General features: G+C 40.3%; 13 protein-coding genes. 4 read left to right on the plus strand and 9 right to left on the minus strand.

All coding sequences use genetic code 11. The annotated features are described in order from the left end of the window. Positions 1 to 56: 56 nt before the first annotated feature. Positions 57 to 1316, minus strand: coding sequence for a HAMP domain-containing sensor histidine kinase (locus MKX59_RS14715; RefSeq protein WP_023988688.1), 1260 nt, complete (start codon positions 1314 to 1316; stop codon positions 57 to 59). A 3-nt stretch (positions 1317 to 1319) separates the two neighbouring features. Continuing rightward, positions 1320 to 2015: a response regulator transcription factor gene (locus tag MKX59_RS14720; RefSeq protein WP_023988687.1), complete on the minus strand. Its 696-nt coding sequence runs from the start codon at positions 2013 to 2015 to the stop codon at positions 1320 to 1322. A gap of 474 nt (positions 2016 to 2489) precedes the next feature. On the opposite strand from MKX59_RS14720, the gene MKX59_RS14725 reads away from it, so the two are divergent. Together MKX59_RS14725 and MKX59_RS14730 are read left to right on the plus strand one after the other, a co-directional pair. Continuing rightward, positions 2490 to 3398, plus strand: a complete 909-nt coding sequence (locus tag MKX59_RS14725) for an arginase family protein (RefSeq protein WP_034095032.1) — start codon at positions 2490 to 2492, stop codon at positions 3396 to 3398. A 113-nt stretch (positions 3399 to 3511) separates the two neighbouring features. Beyond that, complete coding sequence (locus MKX59_RS14730) at positions 3512 to 4135, plus strand: TetR/AcrR family transcriptional regulator (protein ID WP_023988685.1); 624 nt, start codon at positions 3512 to 3514, stop codon at positions 4133 to 4135. A 79-nt stretch (positions 4136 to 4214) separates the two neighbouring features. On the opposite strand, the gene MKX59_RS14735 is transcribed toward MKX59_RS14730, so the two are convergent. Further along, positions 4215 to 4934, minus strand: a complete 720-nt coding sequence (locus MKX59_RS14735) for a DsbA family oxidoreductase (RefSeq protein ID WP_076160389.1) — start codon at positions 4932 to 4934, stop codon at positions 4215 to 4217. A 43-nt stretch (positions 4935 to 4977) separates the two neighbouring features. After that, complete coding sequence (locus MKX59_RS14740) at positions 4978 to 5625, minus strand: NAD(P)-dependent oxidoreductase (RefSeq protein WP_076265081.1); 648 nt, start codon at positions 5623 to 5625, stop codon at positions 4978 to 4980. A gap of 219 nt (positions 5626 to 5844) precedes the next feature. On the opposite strand from MKX59_RS14740, the gene MKX59_RS14745 reads away from it, so the two are divergent. Further along, the gene (locus MKX59_RS14745) at positions 5845 to 6414 is read left to right on the plus strand and encodes a TetR/AcrR family transcriptional regulator (protein WP_316243714.1); all 570 of its coding nucleotides are present in this window, start codon (positions 5845 to 5847) and stop codon (positions 6412 to 6414) included. A gap of 263 nt (positions 6415 to 6677) precedes the next feature. Here the strand turns inward: MKX59_RS14745 and MKX59_RS14750 are convergent, their stop codons facing one another. Then, positions 6678 to 7196 carry a helix-turn-helix transcriptional regulator gene (locus MKX59_RS14750; protein ID WP_340858502.1) on the minus strand — a complete coding sequence of 173 codons (519 nt, stop codon included), beginning with the start codon at positions 7194 to 7196 and terminating at the stop codon, positions 6678 to 6680. Positions 7197 to 7390: 194 nt separating this feature from the next. On the opposite strand from MKX59_RS14750, the gene MKX59_RS14755 reads away from it, so the two are divergent. Continuing rightward, complete coding sequence (locus tag MKX59_RS14755) at positions 7391 to 7621, plus strand: EthD domain-containing protein (RefSeq protein ID WP_340858503.1); 231 nt, start codon at positions 7391 to 7393, stop codon at positions 7619 to 7621. Between the two features lie 228 nt (positions 7622 to 7849). Here MKX59_RS14755 and MKX59_RS14760 read toward each other — a convergent pair whose 3' ends face one another. From MKX59_RS14760 to MKX59_RS14775, 4 genes are all read right to left on the minus strand, one after another. Continuing rightward, on the minus strand, positions 7850 to 9286 hold the full coding sequence (locus MKX59_RS14760) for a glycoside hydrolase family 1 protein (protein ID WP_048481502.1): 1437 nt from the start codon (positions 9284 to 9286) through the stop codon (positions 7850 to 7852). Positions 9287 to 9310: 24 nt separating this feature from the next. Then, complete coding sequence (locus MKX59_RS14765) at positions 9311 to 11218, minus strand: beta-glucoside-specific PTS transporter subunit IIABC (RefSeq protein ID WP_053325476.1); 1908 nt, start codon at positions 11216 to 11218, stop codon at positions 9311 to 9313. Between the two features lie 221 nt (positions 11219 to 11439). Then, the gene (licT, locus tag MKX59_RS14770) at positions 11440 to 12273 is read right to left on the minus strand and encodes a BglG family transcription antiterminator LicT (protein ID WP_023988677.1); all 834 of its coding nucleotides are present in this window, start codon (positions 12271 to 12273) and stop codon (positions 11440 to 11442) included. Positions 12274 to 14012: 1739 nt separating this feature from the next. After that, positions 14013 to 15581, minus strand: coding sequence for a glycoside hydrolase family 32 protein (locus MKX59_RS14775; protein ID WP_256704481.1), 1569 nt, complete (start codon positions 15579 to 15581; stop codon positions 14013 to 14015). Positions 15582 to 15620: the final 39 nt, after the last annotated feature.

A 15620-nucleotide genomic window follows, 5' to 3' on the forward strand; every position in this document is an offset into this window, starting at 1 on the left:
GTATGTTTGTTATTATAAAGATCGAAGCTTACAATAAAGTGAAGAGGAAGCTTACGTTATTGTAAGCTTCCTCCACTATCCCATTTATTAAACGAAACTCTAAATTCTGTTCCTAGCCCTAACTGACTTACAACGGTGATCATACCGCCTTGCTCTTCAATAATGGACTTGGATAAAGACAAGCCAATGCCAAGACTTTGCGGCTTTGTCGTTCTTCTCCCTCTATAGAATCGTTCAAAAATGTGAGGCAAATCTTCTGGGGAAATGCCTTCTCCTTGATCTCGAATGATTACTGTCTGGAATAATGAATTTTTTTCTAAAATAACATCAATTCCTCCCTCTAGTGGCGTATGTTCCAGTGCATTTTTAATCAAGTTAATCAAGGCTTCTGTTAGCCATTCTTCATCCGCCCAAACATACATATCTTCTCCACCATGAATGTGAATCTTCTGCTTCCTTTGCTCGGATAACATTCGCAACGAATGTACAGCATGATCGATCATTTCTCTTACTCGAACGCGTTCTATCAGGAACGTTATTGCTCCGGCTTCGACCCGTGCCAGCTTCAGCAAACTGATAATCAGCCATTCCATTCGCTCTAGTTGTTGACGGCCTCGATCCAGAAATTTCGTTCTCATTTCTTCTTTCATATGAGGATCATTTAGCAAATTTTCATTAAAAACGATGAGGATTGCTAGTGGCGTTTTGAGCTGATGCGAAATATCGGAAAGCAAGTTGCGTAGAAACATTTTCTCTTGTTGGAGTTGCCGAAGACTGTTGTGTAACCTTTCGGCCATCGCGTTAAAGTTTCGTCCTAATGCGCCAAAGTCTCCTTCATCATTCTCCGGAAGCGGTTGATCAAACTGATGTTCAACAACTTGCTCCGCTGCAAAGGTTATGGTTCGAATCTTGTTAAATATTTTGCGGTATTCCCATCCCAATAACAGCAGTAATGGAATACTATAAAGCAAAACCTGAGCCGCCGTTTTCATGGGTAAGGCGTTATCCGAGAGTACAGGTTGATCGTTTACGGGCATATCTTCCTTATATGCATATTGAGCCAGGCTGCGTTTTCCCTCTACGATTTCATTTTCTTGTGCACCCTGAGTGATAAAGTGGATAATTTCATTTTCTAGTTGAGGAGCTTGCTTCAAAACATAACCAATCAATGCAGCATTTTGATTAACCACGGCCTTATTGATCTGACTGACTTGATAACTCATATAAAAGAATATGATTACCGCTAACATAACTTGTAATACGATCGCTTTAACAGTAATAGACTTCCACTCTGGATTACGGACGAATTCATTCATGGTTTATCTCCCTACAATATCTGCATTCCATTTATATCCGACTCCTCGAACGGTAATGATGTATCTCGGTACTGCAGGAACATCCTCGATCTTCTCTCTTAACCTTCTGATATGAACTGAAAGGGTGTTGTTATCAATGAATTCTCCTGACATATCCCACAGACTGTTAAGGATGATACTTCTGCTGCAAATTTGCTTGGGGTGAGTCATTAACATCAATAGCAATCGATATTCCAGCCCCGTCAATAAAAGTTCCTGATTGTTTTTAAGAACAATTCCTTCTAGAACTCGAACTTCAATATCGTCGGATATCCATCTATTCGGTTCATCCTTGGGCTTATGATTGCGCCTTAATACGGCTTTCATTCTAGAGAGAAGTTCTTTGGTACGGAGCGGTTTGGTCATATAATCATCTGCTCCCAAATCAAGACCAGCAACAACATTTGTCTCCTCATCCAAAGCTGTCAAAAAAATGATGGGAACCTGGGATAATGCACGGATTTCCCTACACAGGTCATACCCTGAACCATCAGGTAAATTTATATCCAACAAAATTAAATCGACGTCGTCTGTCTTTAATGCCTTTCTGGCTTCTTCCAAGCTACCCGCAAGAACAACGCCATATCCTTCACTTGTTAAAGTATATTCAATACCGAACACCAAATTATCATCATCTTCAACCAGTAAAATTCGATTCATTGAGCACCTCAGTTTAATTCAAGAAAGTTTTTAAAATGCTTACTTATTATCGTACATAATTCCATTTAATTCCACTTTTCAAATAAATGGCGGCGGTAAAACTACACCGTTTTTCCACTGTATCATGAAAGATATTTTTCACAAAGCTGTTTAGTGGAAAATTTATTAAAGATAACTCTGGTTCACCCATTAAACGTCACAAAAAATCATCAACCAATGTGGAATAATTTTTAAGTTGAGAAAGCCTATTTCTAAGCCACAAAAGACATGTAGGTGTCGGGCCATTTTCTTCACATTCTGTGCAATGGCCGTCATCAACGCCTGCCTTTTATAAGCTCAATGATTGTCATTGTATAATCAGCATAATTTCAAATAGGCATTCCCTGTTATTTAGGGTTTGCAATATAAAAAGTAATCTTGTATCATTTTCAGTGAATGAACGATCACTAACTTAAATAAAAGGAGAAATATCTTATGAATGAAATGGATACAAGCCGTACACTGCGTTTGTTATTCCCTCAATGGCAAGGAGGGAACAACCCTCCTTACGTTCTGGGAGCTCACTTGTTAAACTGGCTTGCTCCCAAGTCTAATGGTCCTTTTGAAGAAGTACCCGTCGATCTGAACCCTAATGTAGAAAAAGAACAAGGTATAATTGCCAAAAGTACCGTATTGCAACAAGCTAGATCAGCCAAAAGTCTAATTCATAAACATAACCCTGAACGTATCGTTGTCCTTGGAGGGGATTGCAGTGTAGAACTTGCTCCTTTTTCTTATTTGAATGAGAAATATGATGGAGATGTTGCTCTGTTATGGGTAGATGCTCACCCTGATGTCTCGATCCCTGAAGACTTTGAAAATCATCATGCTCATGTTCTTGCCAATTTGCTTGGGGTAGGTGATCAGGAATTTGTTGCAGAGGTGCCCCATCTTTTTAAACCTGAACAAATCCTATATGTAGGATTGAACGACATGATCGATGCTCTTCACTCAGAGCCCATGAAAAATATGAAATTAGATATTGTAGGTCCCGATGAAATTAAGCAGGATAGTTCTAAAGTGCTCCAATGGCTAGCTGAGAAAAAACCGTCCAAGATTATTATTCATTTTGATCTGGATGTTCTGGATATGAAAGAATTCCGTTCTCTTCTGGTTGCTTATCCGGGAACATACGAAGAATACACCAAGAGCTTCCCACAAGGATCAAGTATGGAAACCATTATCCGAGTTTTGCAAGATGTAGCCAAATCCTATGATGTAGTCGGTCTAGGGATCACTGAACATTTCCCTTGGGACTCTTATTTCTTGGCGAACATGCTGTCTCGTTTACCTCTGCTTGGAGATATTGATAATAAAGAGCGTCCAGTCTTTAATACACTTTAATCCAAATGCAGACTATGGTAATGTACATGGTATGATGGATGTACATTATTTCGCGAAACAAGGAGGTTACAGGGATAAGAGCCAAGAAGGTATCCCTGTACATTTGAAGTACAATGAATAACTCTGAACCGCCTAAATCGAAACGAATGAAACAAAAAGACGATAGCAGACGCTTGCTCATCGAGGCTGCTGTTCGATGTTTTTCACGCAATGGATTTCACAAAACAGGCATTGTCGAAATTGCAAAAGAAGCAGGAATGAGTGCAGGGAATCTGTACCGCCACTTTCCAAGTAAAGATGCATTTATTATTGCACTGGTGGAAGAAGAACAGCGCCATGCCTTGGCCAAAATGGAATTTAAAGAAACCGAAAAAGATCCTCTCGGACAGATTTTGACGATTATAACTAGTTGTGTCAGTAATCCCGTATATCCTATGGACCAGAGATTATGGATCGAAATTTTGGCTGAAGCTTCACGCAATAAGGGCGTGCGACATGTCTTCAATCAAAGTGATATCATCATGCGTGAATCATTCAAAAATCTGCTTACAAGTGCTATTCATGAAAAACAAGTAGATCCAGAATATGATGTGGAGACCCTTTCTCTCTGGTTGTATGCGCTGATTGACGGCCTTATTGCACGTACAGCCACTGACGAACATTTCAGTTTTGATCACCATATGAGTCAATTCAATCAACTGATTCGCCAAGCATTAAAACCCAAAGAGCTCCAATAAAAGAAACAGCGGTAGCTATGGACGAGAAAATAAAGTCCTAGACTGCCGCTGTTTTACGATTACTTTAATGGCGCCTCCGTCAGCTGTTTTTTGGCGTACAATAACCATCCTCGCAAATATTGCCTGATTCTTGGTTTAGAGTCGTATCTAACGTCATCAGCGGATGTTCCTCGTCCCATACTTTTTGCAGCGCCTCCAGAAACACTTCACTTGATTGTGCGCCTGAAATCGCATATTTGCGGTTGATGACAAAGAAAGGTACACCTGTAGCTCCAAGGCTGCTTGCTTCACGCCCATCTGCACGAACTTCATCCACATATTGCGTGCTTTCCAGCACGTTGAGCGTTTTCTCGCGATCCATACCGGCTTCCGCCGCTATGTCAGCCAGTGTGCCCGCGTCGCCGATATGCTTGGAATCTGTGAAATATGCTTTATACAGAAGCTCCAACACTTCCGCACTCTTGCCATAGGTACCCGCAAACTTGATCAATCGATGCGCATCGAGCGAATGAGTAGGGATTATTCGGTCAAATTGAAAATCCACTCCATCACCCTTCGCTTGTTGGGCAAATTGTTTATGCATGGCCTTGGCTTCTTCTCTGCTGCCACCATGCTTTGAAACATACAAGTCGTGTACGTCGTAAGCTGGGTATTTCTCGGCATAAGGATCTAGCTGGAAGCTCCGGTACTCCACATTCACTTTATCTTTGGATGCAAACAGCCCCAACCCGTCCTCAAAACGCTGTTTTCCGATATAACAAAATGGGCAGCCAATATCCGACCAAATCTCTACTTTCATTTCGTTCCTCTCCCTTCACTTGATAAACAGATGGAATCCTTTCTCAACTGTTGTATACAATCGGCATTTGATGAATTAAGGATGGCTCGGAAGCTGCATGATACATAAATTTAGCGATATTTTCTCGGGATACCCCCATTTTGGCTGGCTGATCGCCTAGCGAGTAAGCATAATGAACGTTTTCCTTATGCCTTACATTTGGATTAATAATCCGAACTACTGTCCAGTCTAAAGAAGATCGCTTGATGATTTCCTCAAGCTTTTTCATTTCGTAATAACCATTCGGAAACATCATCTTGGCCATAATTCCCGGTACAATTGTGGCAATCGAATTCCGATCCTTATCAGATTTCAAGGTTGGAGTAGCAAGTGTAATGAGTCGTTTCTTATTTAACTTTCTCATCGCATTTACAATAACCTCATGACCATCCGCAACAGGGGTACCTTTTAATTTTCTGGACGTATCAAGTGCGGGTCCCAATGTGCTAATGATGACATCGGCATTCGACAGTGCTTGTTCCACCAAGTCTTGATTAGATAATTGACCCTCGACAACATTTAGCTTCTCATGTTTCTGTCCAATTTTCCCCGCATTTCTAGCATAAAGGGTAACGTTATCCCCGTTTTGAATTGCTACCTCAGTCAAAATTTTCCCAATTGCACCACTACCACCAAAAAGCGTTATGTTCATTAGTCGATCACCTCGATATTTTATTGTTAGATTGCTCTTTTGACCCAATGAACATTTAGGTTACAGCAAAACTTTATCGAACTTTTGTTGAATATATAACGTCCGTTGGTTATTATTATATGGATTATGTTGATTTCTTCAATCGCTAAAAAAGTGATTTTTGTTTTATATTCAACGGATTCGAATAATTTGTTAAATATCTTCTGGAGGCTATACATTATGGGAGTTAAAATCGATCGTAGAATCCTAAAAACAAAGGCAGCCATATTTAATGCATTTATAGGTTTGATCTCGGAGAAGGATTTTGAAGAAATAACTATTAATGAGATTGCGGATCGAGCGAATGTTAACAGGGGAACCATTTATTTTCACTACACCGATAAATACGATCTTCTTAACCAATGCATCGATGAGCATTTGAGCAGAATGATCTCCGTTTGCATCTCAACCGATCCAAATCAGGAAAAGGTTGATTTTATTCATTCTTTGTTACCTGTTTTTCAATACTTTGAGCAGAACCATACGTTTTTCGCTTCCATGCTTTCGAATAAAGGAATCCCTGCATTTCGGGAGCATATGTTAGAGATCGTGACGGGGAACATAAAAGACCAAGTCAATATGGAGGACCTTAATAAGGGGTATGACAAGCTATTGATAACGCAATTTATGGCCTTTGCATTCATTGGGGTAATCGAATGGTGGATTATAAATAACATGCCACATTCACCGAAATACATGGCCGAACAGGTATGGGGATTGTTTAAAAGGAATCAGGTGTACCCTTCATAAGCGAGATAACCCGTTCTTTAACTTAAAGATTAGCGAAAACAAGTTATTTGAGAACATCATGTATTACACGATGTTCTCAACGAGTATGAAAAATGAGGTATCACAATTCTGCATAGTTACTAATCGTCCTTCTTCTTAATTAGACCCCCAAAGAATACTTTATTTTCCTTGAACACCTATATGCTTAATGAAATATGTTAGAGGACCCATGCCGAATCCTGAGCTTGGCGACCCTTTTCCTCAAATACTTTTTTGAAAATGGACTATCTTGATGCTTGGCGTTCATTTCTTATCTTTTGTCTATACATCCCTGGAGCCAAACCAAAATGTTTGCGGAATAGTTTAGATAGATGTGCTGTGTCCTGATACCCCACATACTCAGCGATCCAGTTGATGGTGTGATCGCTATTTAGCAGCCAGTGTCGTACCTCCTGAAGTCTAATATGTGTAATGTATTCTTTAAACCCACAATCGGTCTTCTGCTTAAACCACTGACTGAAATAGACTGGATTCAAATGGACTTCAGAAGATACCTCCTCCAACGTTAATGATCTTCTAAAGTGACAGTTTATATAATGTAAAACGCGTTGCACCGCAGGTTCCCCAGCTGTATTGATAAGTCTATCCAAAAGATCAGGTATTTCTGTCATACTTAGAAGCCAATCCGTATCCCCATGCAACTGATTCACAGTAATGACTTTAGCTCCTGCATAATTCCTTGTGATCAGCTCCTTCACTTCCATGAAATCATTCTCGTCTATTTGTATAAGAAGAACACCCATGAGTTCCTTCCCCCTTTTATGCTCGAAGTATACGAATAGTTTTATGGAATAAAACATAACGTGAAACAGTACACATTCCAAACAAAACTTGATTTGCACCATAAAACTCTAGATTAAGACACTATTAGGATGTTCATTTCCATTGCTATAATAACCATATGTTAAATAAACTAACTCGAGGAGGCTAAACCATAATGGAAAGTATAAAAGAGTTAAATGTATATCCTGAAAAAGGACATAGCATCATGTTTGTGTTCCGAAGAAAACCAGGGATGTCACTTGAAGAGTTTCGCTATCATTATGAATTCACTCATGGAGCTCTTGCTACCAAGCTTCCTTCCGGGGCTTATTTCTTATCGGCAGCATCCTACTCGAAAACCGGGGAAGGGAGATGGAGCCTACGTCCCCGACGAAGCACCCTATGAGCTGTTTCGTTATACATCTTCGAAAATGCAGCCGTAGCAGAGGCAGCTTGGGTTTCGCCGCAAGGTTTGTTAGTGGATGAAGATACACTAAAATTTATAGATACTGAGACCATGATTAGTTTGCCTGTTATCCCTCGGCAAGTCCTCTAAATTCATGTTCATAACATTAAATTTGAAACAGCCGAAACACCTCCATTCGTTATGGAACATGTTTCGGCTGTTTTACCTCTACTCTGTAATGATTTTTCCATTGGTAGCGATGACTTCTTTGTACCAATTGAAACTCTTCTTTCGTGTTCTCTCAAAAGTTCCCGATAAATCATCGTGACGATCGACATAAATAAAGCCATAACGTTTACGCATCTCTCCGGTGGAGTTGCTTACGATGTCTATGCATCCCCAACTAGTGTATCCCATGACCTCGACTCCATCTTGAATCGCTTCTGCGACTTGCACAAGATGCTCGCGGATATAATCAATCCGATAGGAATCCTCAACAATCCCCTTCTCATTCGGGACATCTATTGCGCCTAGGCCATTCTCGACAATAAACAAAGGTTTTTCATATCTGTCATAGAACTGATTTAACGTGTAGCGCAATCCCTTTGGATCGATTGACCAACCCCACTCGGAAGCTGAAAGGTACGGATTTTTAACCGCGCTCATAATATTGCCTCTGGATTGCTCATTAAGTTCAGGATCTGTCGTTGCACAGTAACTCATGTAATAGCTAAAAGAAATGAAATCGACCGTGTGTTTAAGTGTCTTCAGATCCTCTTCTGTGATATCGAGATCAATATTGGATTCTCTGAAATAACGCAGTATATACCCAGGATATTTACCTTTGACTTGCACATCTGCAAAGAAGAAATTCTCCCTGTCTTTACGCATGGCTTCCAACACATCCTCTGGTTTAGGTGTAAGAGGATACATTGGGCCACCCGCTATCATGCACCCGATCTGAGCATCGGGAATAATTTCATGACAAGCCTTCACTGCTAAAGCACTTGCAACGAATTGGTGATGGATAGCCTGATAAGTTACTTGCTCAGTTGCCTGATCAGGATAAATTCCTCCTGCAATAAAAGGACCATGAAGCATCATATTAATTTCGTTGAATGTCAGCCAATACTTTACTTTGTCCCCATACCGATCGAAAACAACTCTCGAAAAACGTTCAAAAAGAGTAATCACTTCTCGATTAGACCAGCCACCGTACTTATGGACGAGTCCAAGAGGCATTTCATAATGAGAAAGTGTAACTAATGGTTGAATTCCGTATTTGAGCAGTTCATCAAATAACCGATCATAAAATTCCAGACCTGCTTCGTTAGGAATGGCTTCATCTCCATTCGGAAAAATCCGGGTCCACGCTATAGAAGTTCTTAGTGTTCGGAACCCCATTTCTGCGAACAATGCGATATCCTCGGGGTAACGATGGTAAAAATCAATGGCCTGGTGTTTGAGATATTCACCATCAGGCTTATCCAGGATCTGACCGAATATTCCGTCCGACAACACATCTGAGACAGATAATCCCTTACCATCCTCCAGATATGCACCTTCGATCTGATTCGCAGCCACGGCTCCGCCCCAGAGAAAGTCAGGGGGGAATAAATCCCCCGACGTTTTAATTTCATTCACCGATTTTTTTGTAAAATCCATTGTTTTTCACCCTCCAAATTTTCTTTATCCGATTACCTTCATTAAAGGATCTTTTTCATCAATACTTCCGATTGATTCTGCATTAACATCGACATAGTCATTATAATTAGCTACAATAATAGGAGTTACCGTGTCATAGCCAGCTTTTTTAATCTGTTCTATGTCGAACTCAACCAACAGATCGCCAGCCTCAACATGTTGACCTACTTCAACGTGAGTCTCAAAATGTTGACCATTCAGTTTAACGGTATCTATGCCAATATGAATCAATATTTCTGCTCCACTGTCAGCCACAACAACAATGGCGTGTTTCTTCTTGAAAACAGTCGCGACCGTACCTTTCACAGGTGACACCGCTCTTCCTGTAGTGGGTCTAATTGCAATTCCTTTGCCCATCATACCAGCTGCAAAGGCAGGATCACTGACTTGCGAGAGTTCTACCACTTCTCCATGAATAGGACTAAGAATAGGTTGAACACGATCTGGATTATTAAATTGTACCGTTACGGGTGCTCTAGGATCACTCTCTATCGTCCCTGTAATTGTATTATTCGAAGAGACGGCTACAGCTTCTTTTCTCTCTGGAATATCTTCGAATCCAATAATGAGTGTCAGAACAAAACCAACAACAAAACTAACTGCACAGCCGATCAAGAAATACAGGAATGTGGAACCGAAGAAAAATGGTAACCCTGCAATCGGCCCGGTACCAATTCCCGTGGCACCAACTTTAAACCATCCCATTACTGCACTGCCCAGGCCTCCAGCAATGGCAGCTGCGATCAACGGTTTTTTTAACTTAACGGTTACACCGTAAAGAGCAGGTTCGGTAATCCCGATAATGGCATTCAGTGCTGCTGTTCCAGCTACAGCCTTGAATTCTTTGTTTTTGGTTTTCAAATATACCGCAAGAGTCGCCCCTGCCTGACCCGAATTGGCTGCAACTGCAATCCCCATTATATAGTCAACACCATACTTAGAAAGGGATTGGAACATGACTGGCAAGAACCCGTAATGCATACCTGTGATGACAATCAGCGGATAAAATCCTCCGAGAAGAAGCCCCGCTAGCCATCCATAGTTCATGTATAGTGAAATAAATCCGACGGCGATTCCATTTCCTATGAGTGTACCAGCAGGTCCAAGCGCAATAAGAATGATAGAAGAAACAATCAACAATGTAAGCAGTGGCAAAAAGATAGACTGAAGAACCTTAGGAATGATACGTTTTAAAACCTTTTCCACATAAGACATAAACCACACGCCCAGAATAATGGGTAATACAGACGATGCGTATATGACTGAAGTAATCGGGATGCCAACTAGGGTGACAGGTGATTCACCGTTCAAAAGAGCACCTAAGTTAGGATGAATCAAAACACCCGCAATCGCCCCAGCGACATATTGGTTAGCATTAAACTTTTTCGCCGTACTAAAAGCAAGAAGGATAGGCAAGAAATAAAAAGCCGCATCAGCGAATACAGATAGCAACTTATATGTGCTACTTTCCAAAGATACGAGTTCAAAAGATGAGAGTAATGTGATAATCCCTTTAAGTAATCCCGCCCCGATGATTGCTGGAATGATTGGAGCAAAAATACTTGAGATGACATTAAAGAAGGAATTGAGAATCCCTTTGAAGCCTTTCGAACCTGATGCAGAACTACTATCATCCGCAACTTGACGGTTACCCAGTAATTTTATAAATTCGCTGTGAACATCGGATACCTTATCCCCAACAATAATTTGAAATTGCCCCCCATTGACTGTCGCTCCCATAACACCCTGTATAGCCTGAATACCAGCTTTGTCTGCTTTCTCATTGTCTTTAAGGGTAAGACGCAATCGAGTTACACAGTGAGTTACATCTTTTACGTTTTCTTCTCCACCTAATAAAGGCAGTATTTCTCGTGCAATTTTCTGATTGCTCATGCTGATCCCCCCGGGATTTTAATGAAAAACGGAAACAAAAAAAGACCCAAATTCAACCAACTTACGCCCCGCGGTAGTCGTAAGTTCGTTAGAATTTAGGTCTTGCCTGCTCGAAGCAGTTACAATCCTACTTATCCTAAAGAATTATTCGGTTTGTGAATATGAACATAATTTAGCACGTACTTTGGAATCTGTCAACGCTTACATCAGGTGTAAAGATCTCAACTCCTGTTGACCACTCTTTCAATATGGATCGTCAAATAGAGTAATTCGTCCTTGTTTAAGAGATAATCATAGCTTAGCTTGATGTATTCTTTGATTTTCCAGGCACATTCATAAGATGGCTTATACTTTTCTTTCACAATATTTAGCAATTCCTCATCTTTACTTTCCGTCATAATTTTATTAAACATCCGCTGGGAAAAAAATTTGAGATGAGTTACGAATCTGAAATAGTTAAGCGATTCTTCATCCAAATCAATTCTGAATGTATATTGAACAATGTTTAGGATTTCCTTAATTAATCTTGTGATATTTGCCGCTTCAGGTACATTTTCGTTCATTTGAGCATTAACGATATGGAGGGCAATAAAGCCAGCCTCATCTTCAGGGAGTTCCACACCAAGACGCTCTTTAATTATGGACAGAGCTTCCATGCCGATTCCAAATTCCAATCTATAGAATCGTTTTATTTCCCAAAGGAGTGCATTATGAATATCTATCCCTTGTTGATGACGTTCGATTGTAAAATTAATATGATCGGGAAGCGAAATATATATGCTTTCATTCAGTTTTCGATTCGTTTTCTGCATAGCATAGTTAATAATATCTTCTGTAAGCGACATAACCTCCAACGATATTTTGTTTAATAACGTCTTTAGTCTATCGGTAAGTTCCTTATTCTCAAGGCTAAATACTTTTTCAATTTTGGACTTATCAACGGTGTCGCCTTTTTTCTTTTGAAAAGCAATCCCTAAACCCATAATCACCAATTCCTTGTTGTCTTCATTCATCGCCGTGATCACATTATTGTTGATCACTCTTGAAATCAACATGAATATCCCCCCAATGTTCAAAAAGCATCAAAAAAAGACAAGTCTCCATTGATCACTACGCTTGTCTGAATTGTATGTGATTCTAACATTTTGCTCAAATGAACGTCAATTATCAAATTCAATGTAAGGCTGTGTAGCCATCAACATTTTTGTTGTGCTGCACTTACTACGGACATGATTTTTTTAGCTAAAATAAGACTTCTCAGACAAGTAAGAGACAATTAATAGGCGTCCTACAAACCATATGAACCATATGTTGCAACTTTCCATGCCACCTGGCGAGGATTACGCCAACGCCAGATTTTTCTACTAACCTTTACCACTCTTAATATCATCCTCTGAAAGTCATAGTTAGTTCGAGCGAGGCATCACGAGTATGGCCAGGGATGCTTTCCCACAGCCCTTACTTGGCGGTACTTCCACTCAGAGAAATTTTATATATAGCGAATCAGTGTGATTAATCTACAACACCTCCAAGATTATTCCCGATCTCTCTCATAAATAGGGTATTATCTTGAAGGTGTTTAAATTTTTCCAACACTATGCAATTGTCTGTTACTTTCTGTTAGTTTCCCCAAGTTTAACTCTTCTTTATAGATAGACTATAAAAAACATAGCTATAAGCCCTTTTTTATTTCAAGCTTAGTCCGATTTATAGTAAAAGCCAATTGCAAAATAAAAAACACGTTCCTAAATACCCTATATAATGTGTTTATATATATTTTGTATACTGTATATAGTATATAAATTTAAAATAAGTCTAATTCTGTCTGGATGTTTCTTGACCATTATTTAATTGCGTACAGCATCTCTTCCCAAGCTGTTATCCCCCTTGAAAAGTCACTTTTAAATTAGAAAACCTATTAATTTATCTCCTTCAAATCACCAATACTGCTCTTAGAAAATCTAAACATAAAAACATGCTCTACTAACACTACTTAGAAATTAATATCTCTTATTTAGGTGATACTACCTAATAGAGGTAATAGATATGGAATAACACATATTGGAGCACAATTTGCCTGAGCTAGGTCATACGGAAGGGTTAATTATCTGTATTAACTACTAAGCCATTTCCTAAGCAGCCTTATGGATGAGATGCATTTTCAACTTGCAGTAATGGGGATTTTAAACGTGGCGAATTATTCTAACTTGGTAGACTGTATTGCCACCCCATATTCTATAAACATATAACCTTATAAAATCATGTTTTATTAATTTCCATGTTTGATCTTCATTTGATACACTCGAAATCACTTCTAAATATCGTTCTTTTTCTTTCCCGTTCCATCAGCTAGAGTATATTCAAGAAATGAAAACTTGATTTCTAACATATCGTATCTCTTATTAAGTTCAAAGAACTCAAGACCATCAATTGTAATCTTCTCTCTCTTATGGAAATTATAATTGAGGATAATTGACCAGGGCATGCACGGACAGATTCTTACGCCTTTCACCACTGCAGAGCAATAGCCCTTATTCACTTTTAATGAGATTGCTCCGTGGTCGTCTTTCGAGTTCTGCTAACTTTCCAAGGATATGAAAACACCCGATACGGTTGTGAGCCGACCGGGTGTTACGTGTCCAGGCAGAAAAGTGTTACTTTAATTGGTTTTGAGGACCAAGTTTCAGATACGAATGCACGCAACCGGGCTGTAACCACTTCGTCGAATCAAGCCAATGCTTAACGAGTTCCGTCGTGAGATAATTAAAATTTGAATGATATCAATAGTTAACGTCTAAACATTCTCATTTCCCCAAATGCTTACTAGATCATTGATTTGAAGCGATACGACCCTTAGTTCTCCGCCAATGGCATAGAGTTCCAGCCCCCTGCTTTCCAGGTCCGGGAAAATCATGTCTGAAATGATTGTTTCTCCATGATTTCCGAAGACCTCGACACTTGACCAATCCACGTAAATACTCAGTTGTACCCGTCCATGCTCTGGCTTCATAGGGGCCTTGTGTATTGCTGTGAAATCGGAATGAAAATCAATGGCGCTCGACTTCGTCCGATCGACGAACAACTCCCCATTCGAGATATTATATCCAATGATCGTCTCCTGATTAGAAGACTTCCGCACTTTGAACCCGAATTCCACGGCAGTGCTGATTTCAAATTCTGCAATAATTTCTGCCTTTGCAGCAGAGAAATCAGACAACACGTTCATACCTGGCTTAATCGTCAAGTCTTGCAGAGACAAAATCGGTTTTCTTAGCTGACTTAATTCACTTATGGGTGCTTGGATTAAGTGAAGTCCCTCCGGATAAGTCCTAAGCTGTAGCTCACGGGGAATTGACATCTTGCCACGCCATTCCTCTGAAGGTAGCGTGGTACCATAACGCCAATTGTTCATCCAGCCGACCCAAATCTTTCGACCGTCCTCGTTTGGAATCCCATTCCAGGTCACGGCCGCGTAAAAGTCTGATCCGTAGTCTACCCATTTAATAGTATCGAAAGATTCCAACGTTCCATCCAGAGCAAATGCCTTACCGTCAAAGTTGCCTATGAAATACATCATGCCAGAACCACCTGCCGGTGGTTCCGGATCATCTGGATTCACACCATTTCTATCCCCGACACTTAGCATCAGAATCCACTTCGTGGTATTAGGATCCTCATCCACTTGGATTTGAAATATATCAGGACATTCAAATATCCCTCGGTGGATATGCGGAATGTCAGAACCGAATTCGCTTGCAAAAGACCATTCTTTCAGGTTTGGAGATGTGTAAAATTCTACACGTTCTCTTACGGCAAGGACCATTATCCACATCGACGATTCATCATGCCAAAACACCTTCGGATCACGAAAGTCTAGCGTTTCCATTGGGAATAAAACCGGGTTACCTTCATATTTTGTCCAGGTTCGACCTTTATCCCTGCTGTAAGCAATGCTTTGCACCTGCGGCTTGCCGGGCTGAGCCCTGTTGCCCTCATTCGTATAAATTGCAACCAATCCTGATCCTTCTTCGTTGAAAAATCCGCTTGTATTGTTCTTATCCACCACCGCACTTCCCGAGAAGATCGCTCCGTCCTCTCCAGGCGGAATTGCCGGTGAGAGTTCGTCCCAATGTATTAGATCCTTGCTTACCGCATGCCCCCAATGCATGCGGCCAAAGTCAGGCTGCGTATCATGGGGCGTATGCTGGTAGAACAGGTGGTACTCTCCTTCATAGTAAACCAAGCCGTTGGGATCGTTCATCCAATTTTTCTCAGGTGAATAGTGGAATTGAGGCCTGTATGTCTCCCTATAATAACTGTTTCGTGATCCTTTTCTGCTGCTACTGTCGCCCGTTAGGAACATGTCTTTAATGGTATCCACTCTCCTATTGATTGTTGATAA

The organism is Paenibacillus sp. FSL R7-0340 (genome assembly GCF_038002205.1).
Lineage (GTDB): Bacteria > Bacillota > Bacilli > Paenibacillales > Paenibacillaceae > Paenibacillus > Paenibacillus polymyxa_B.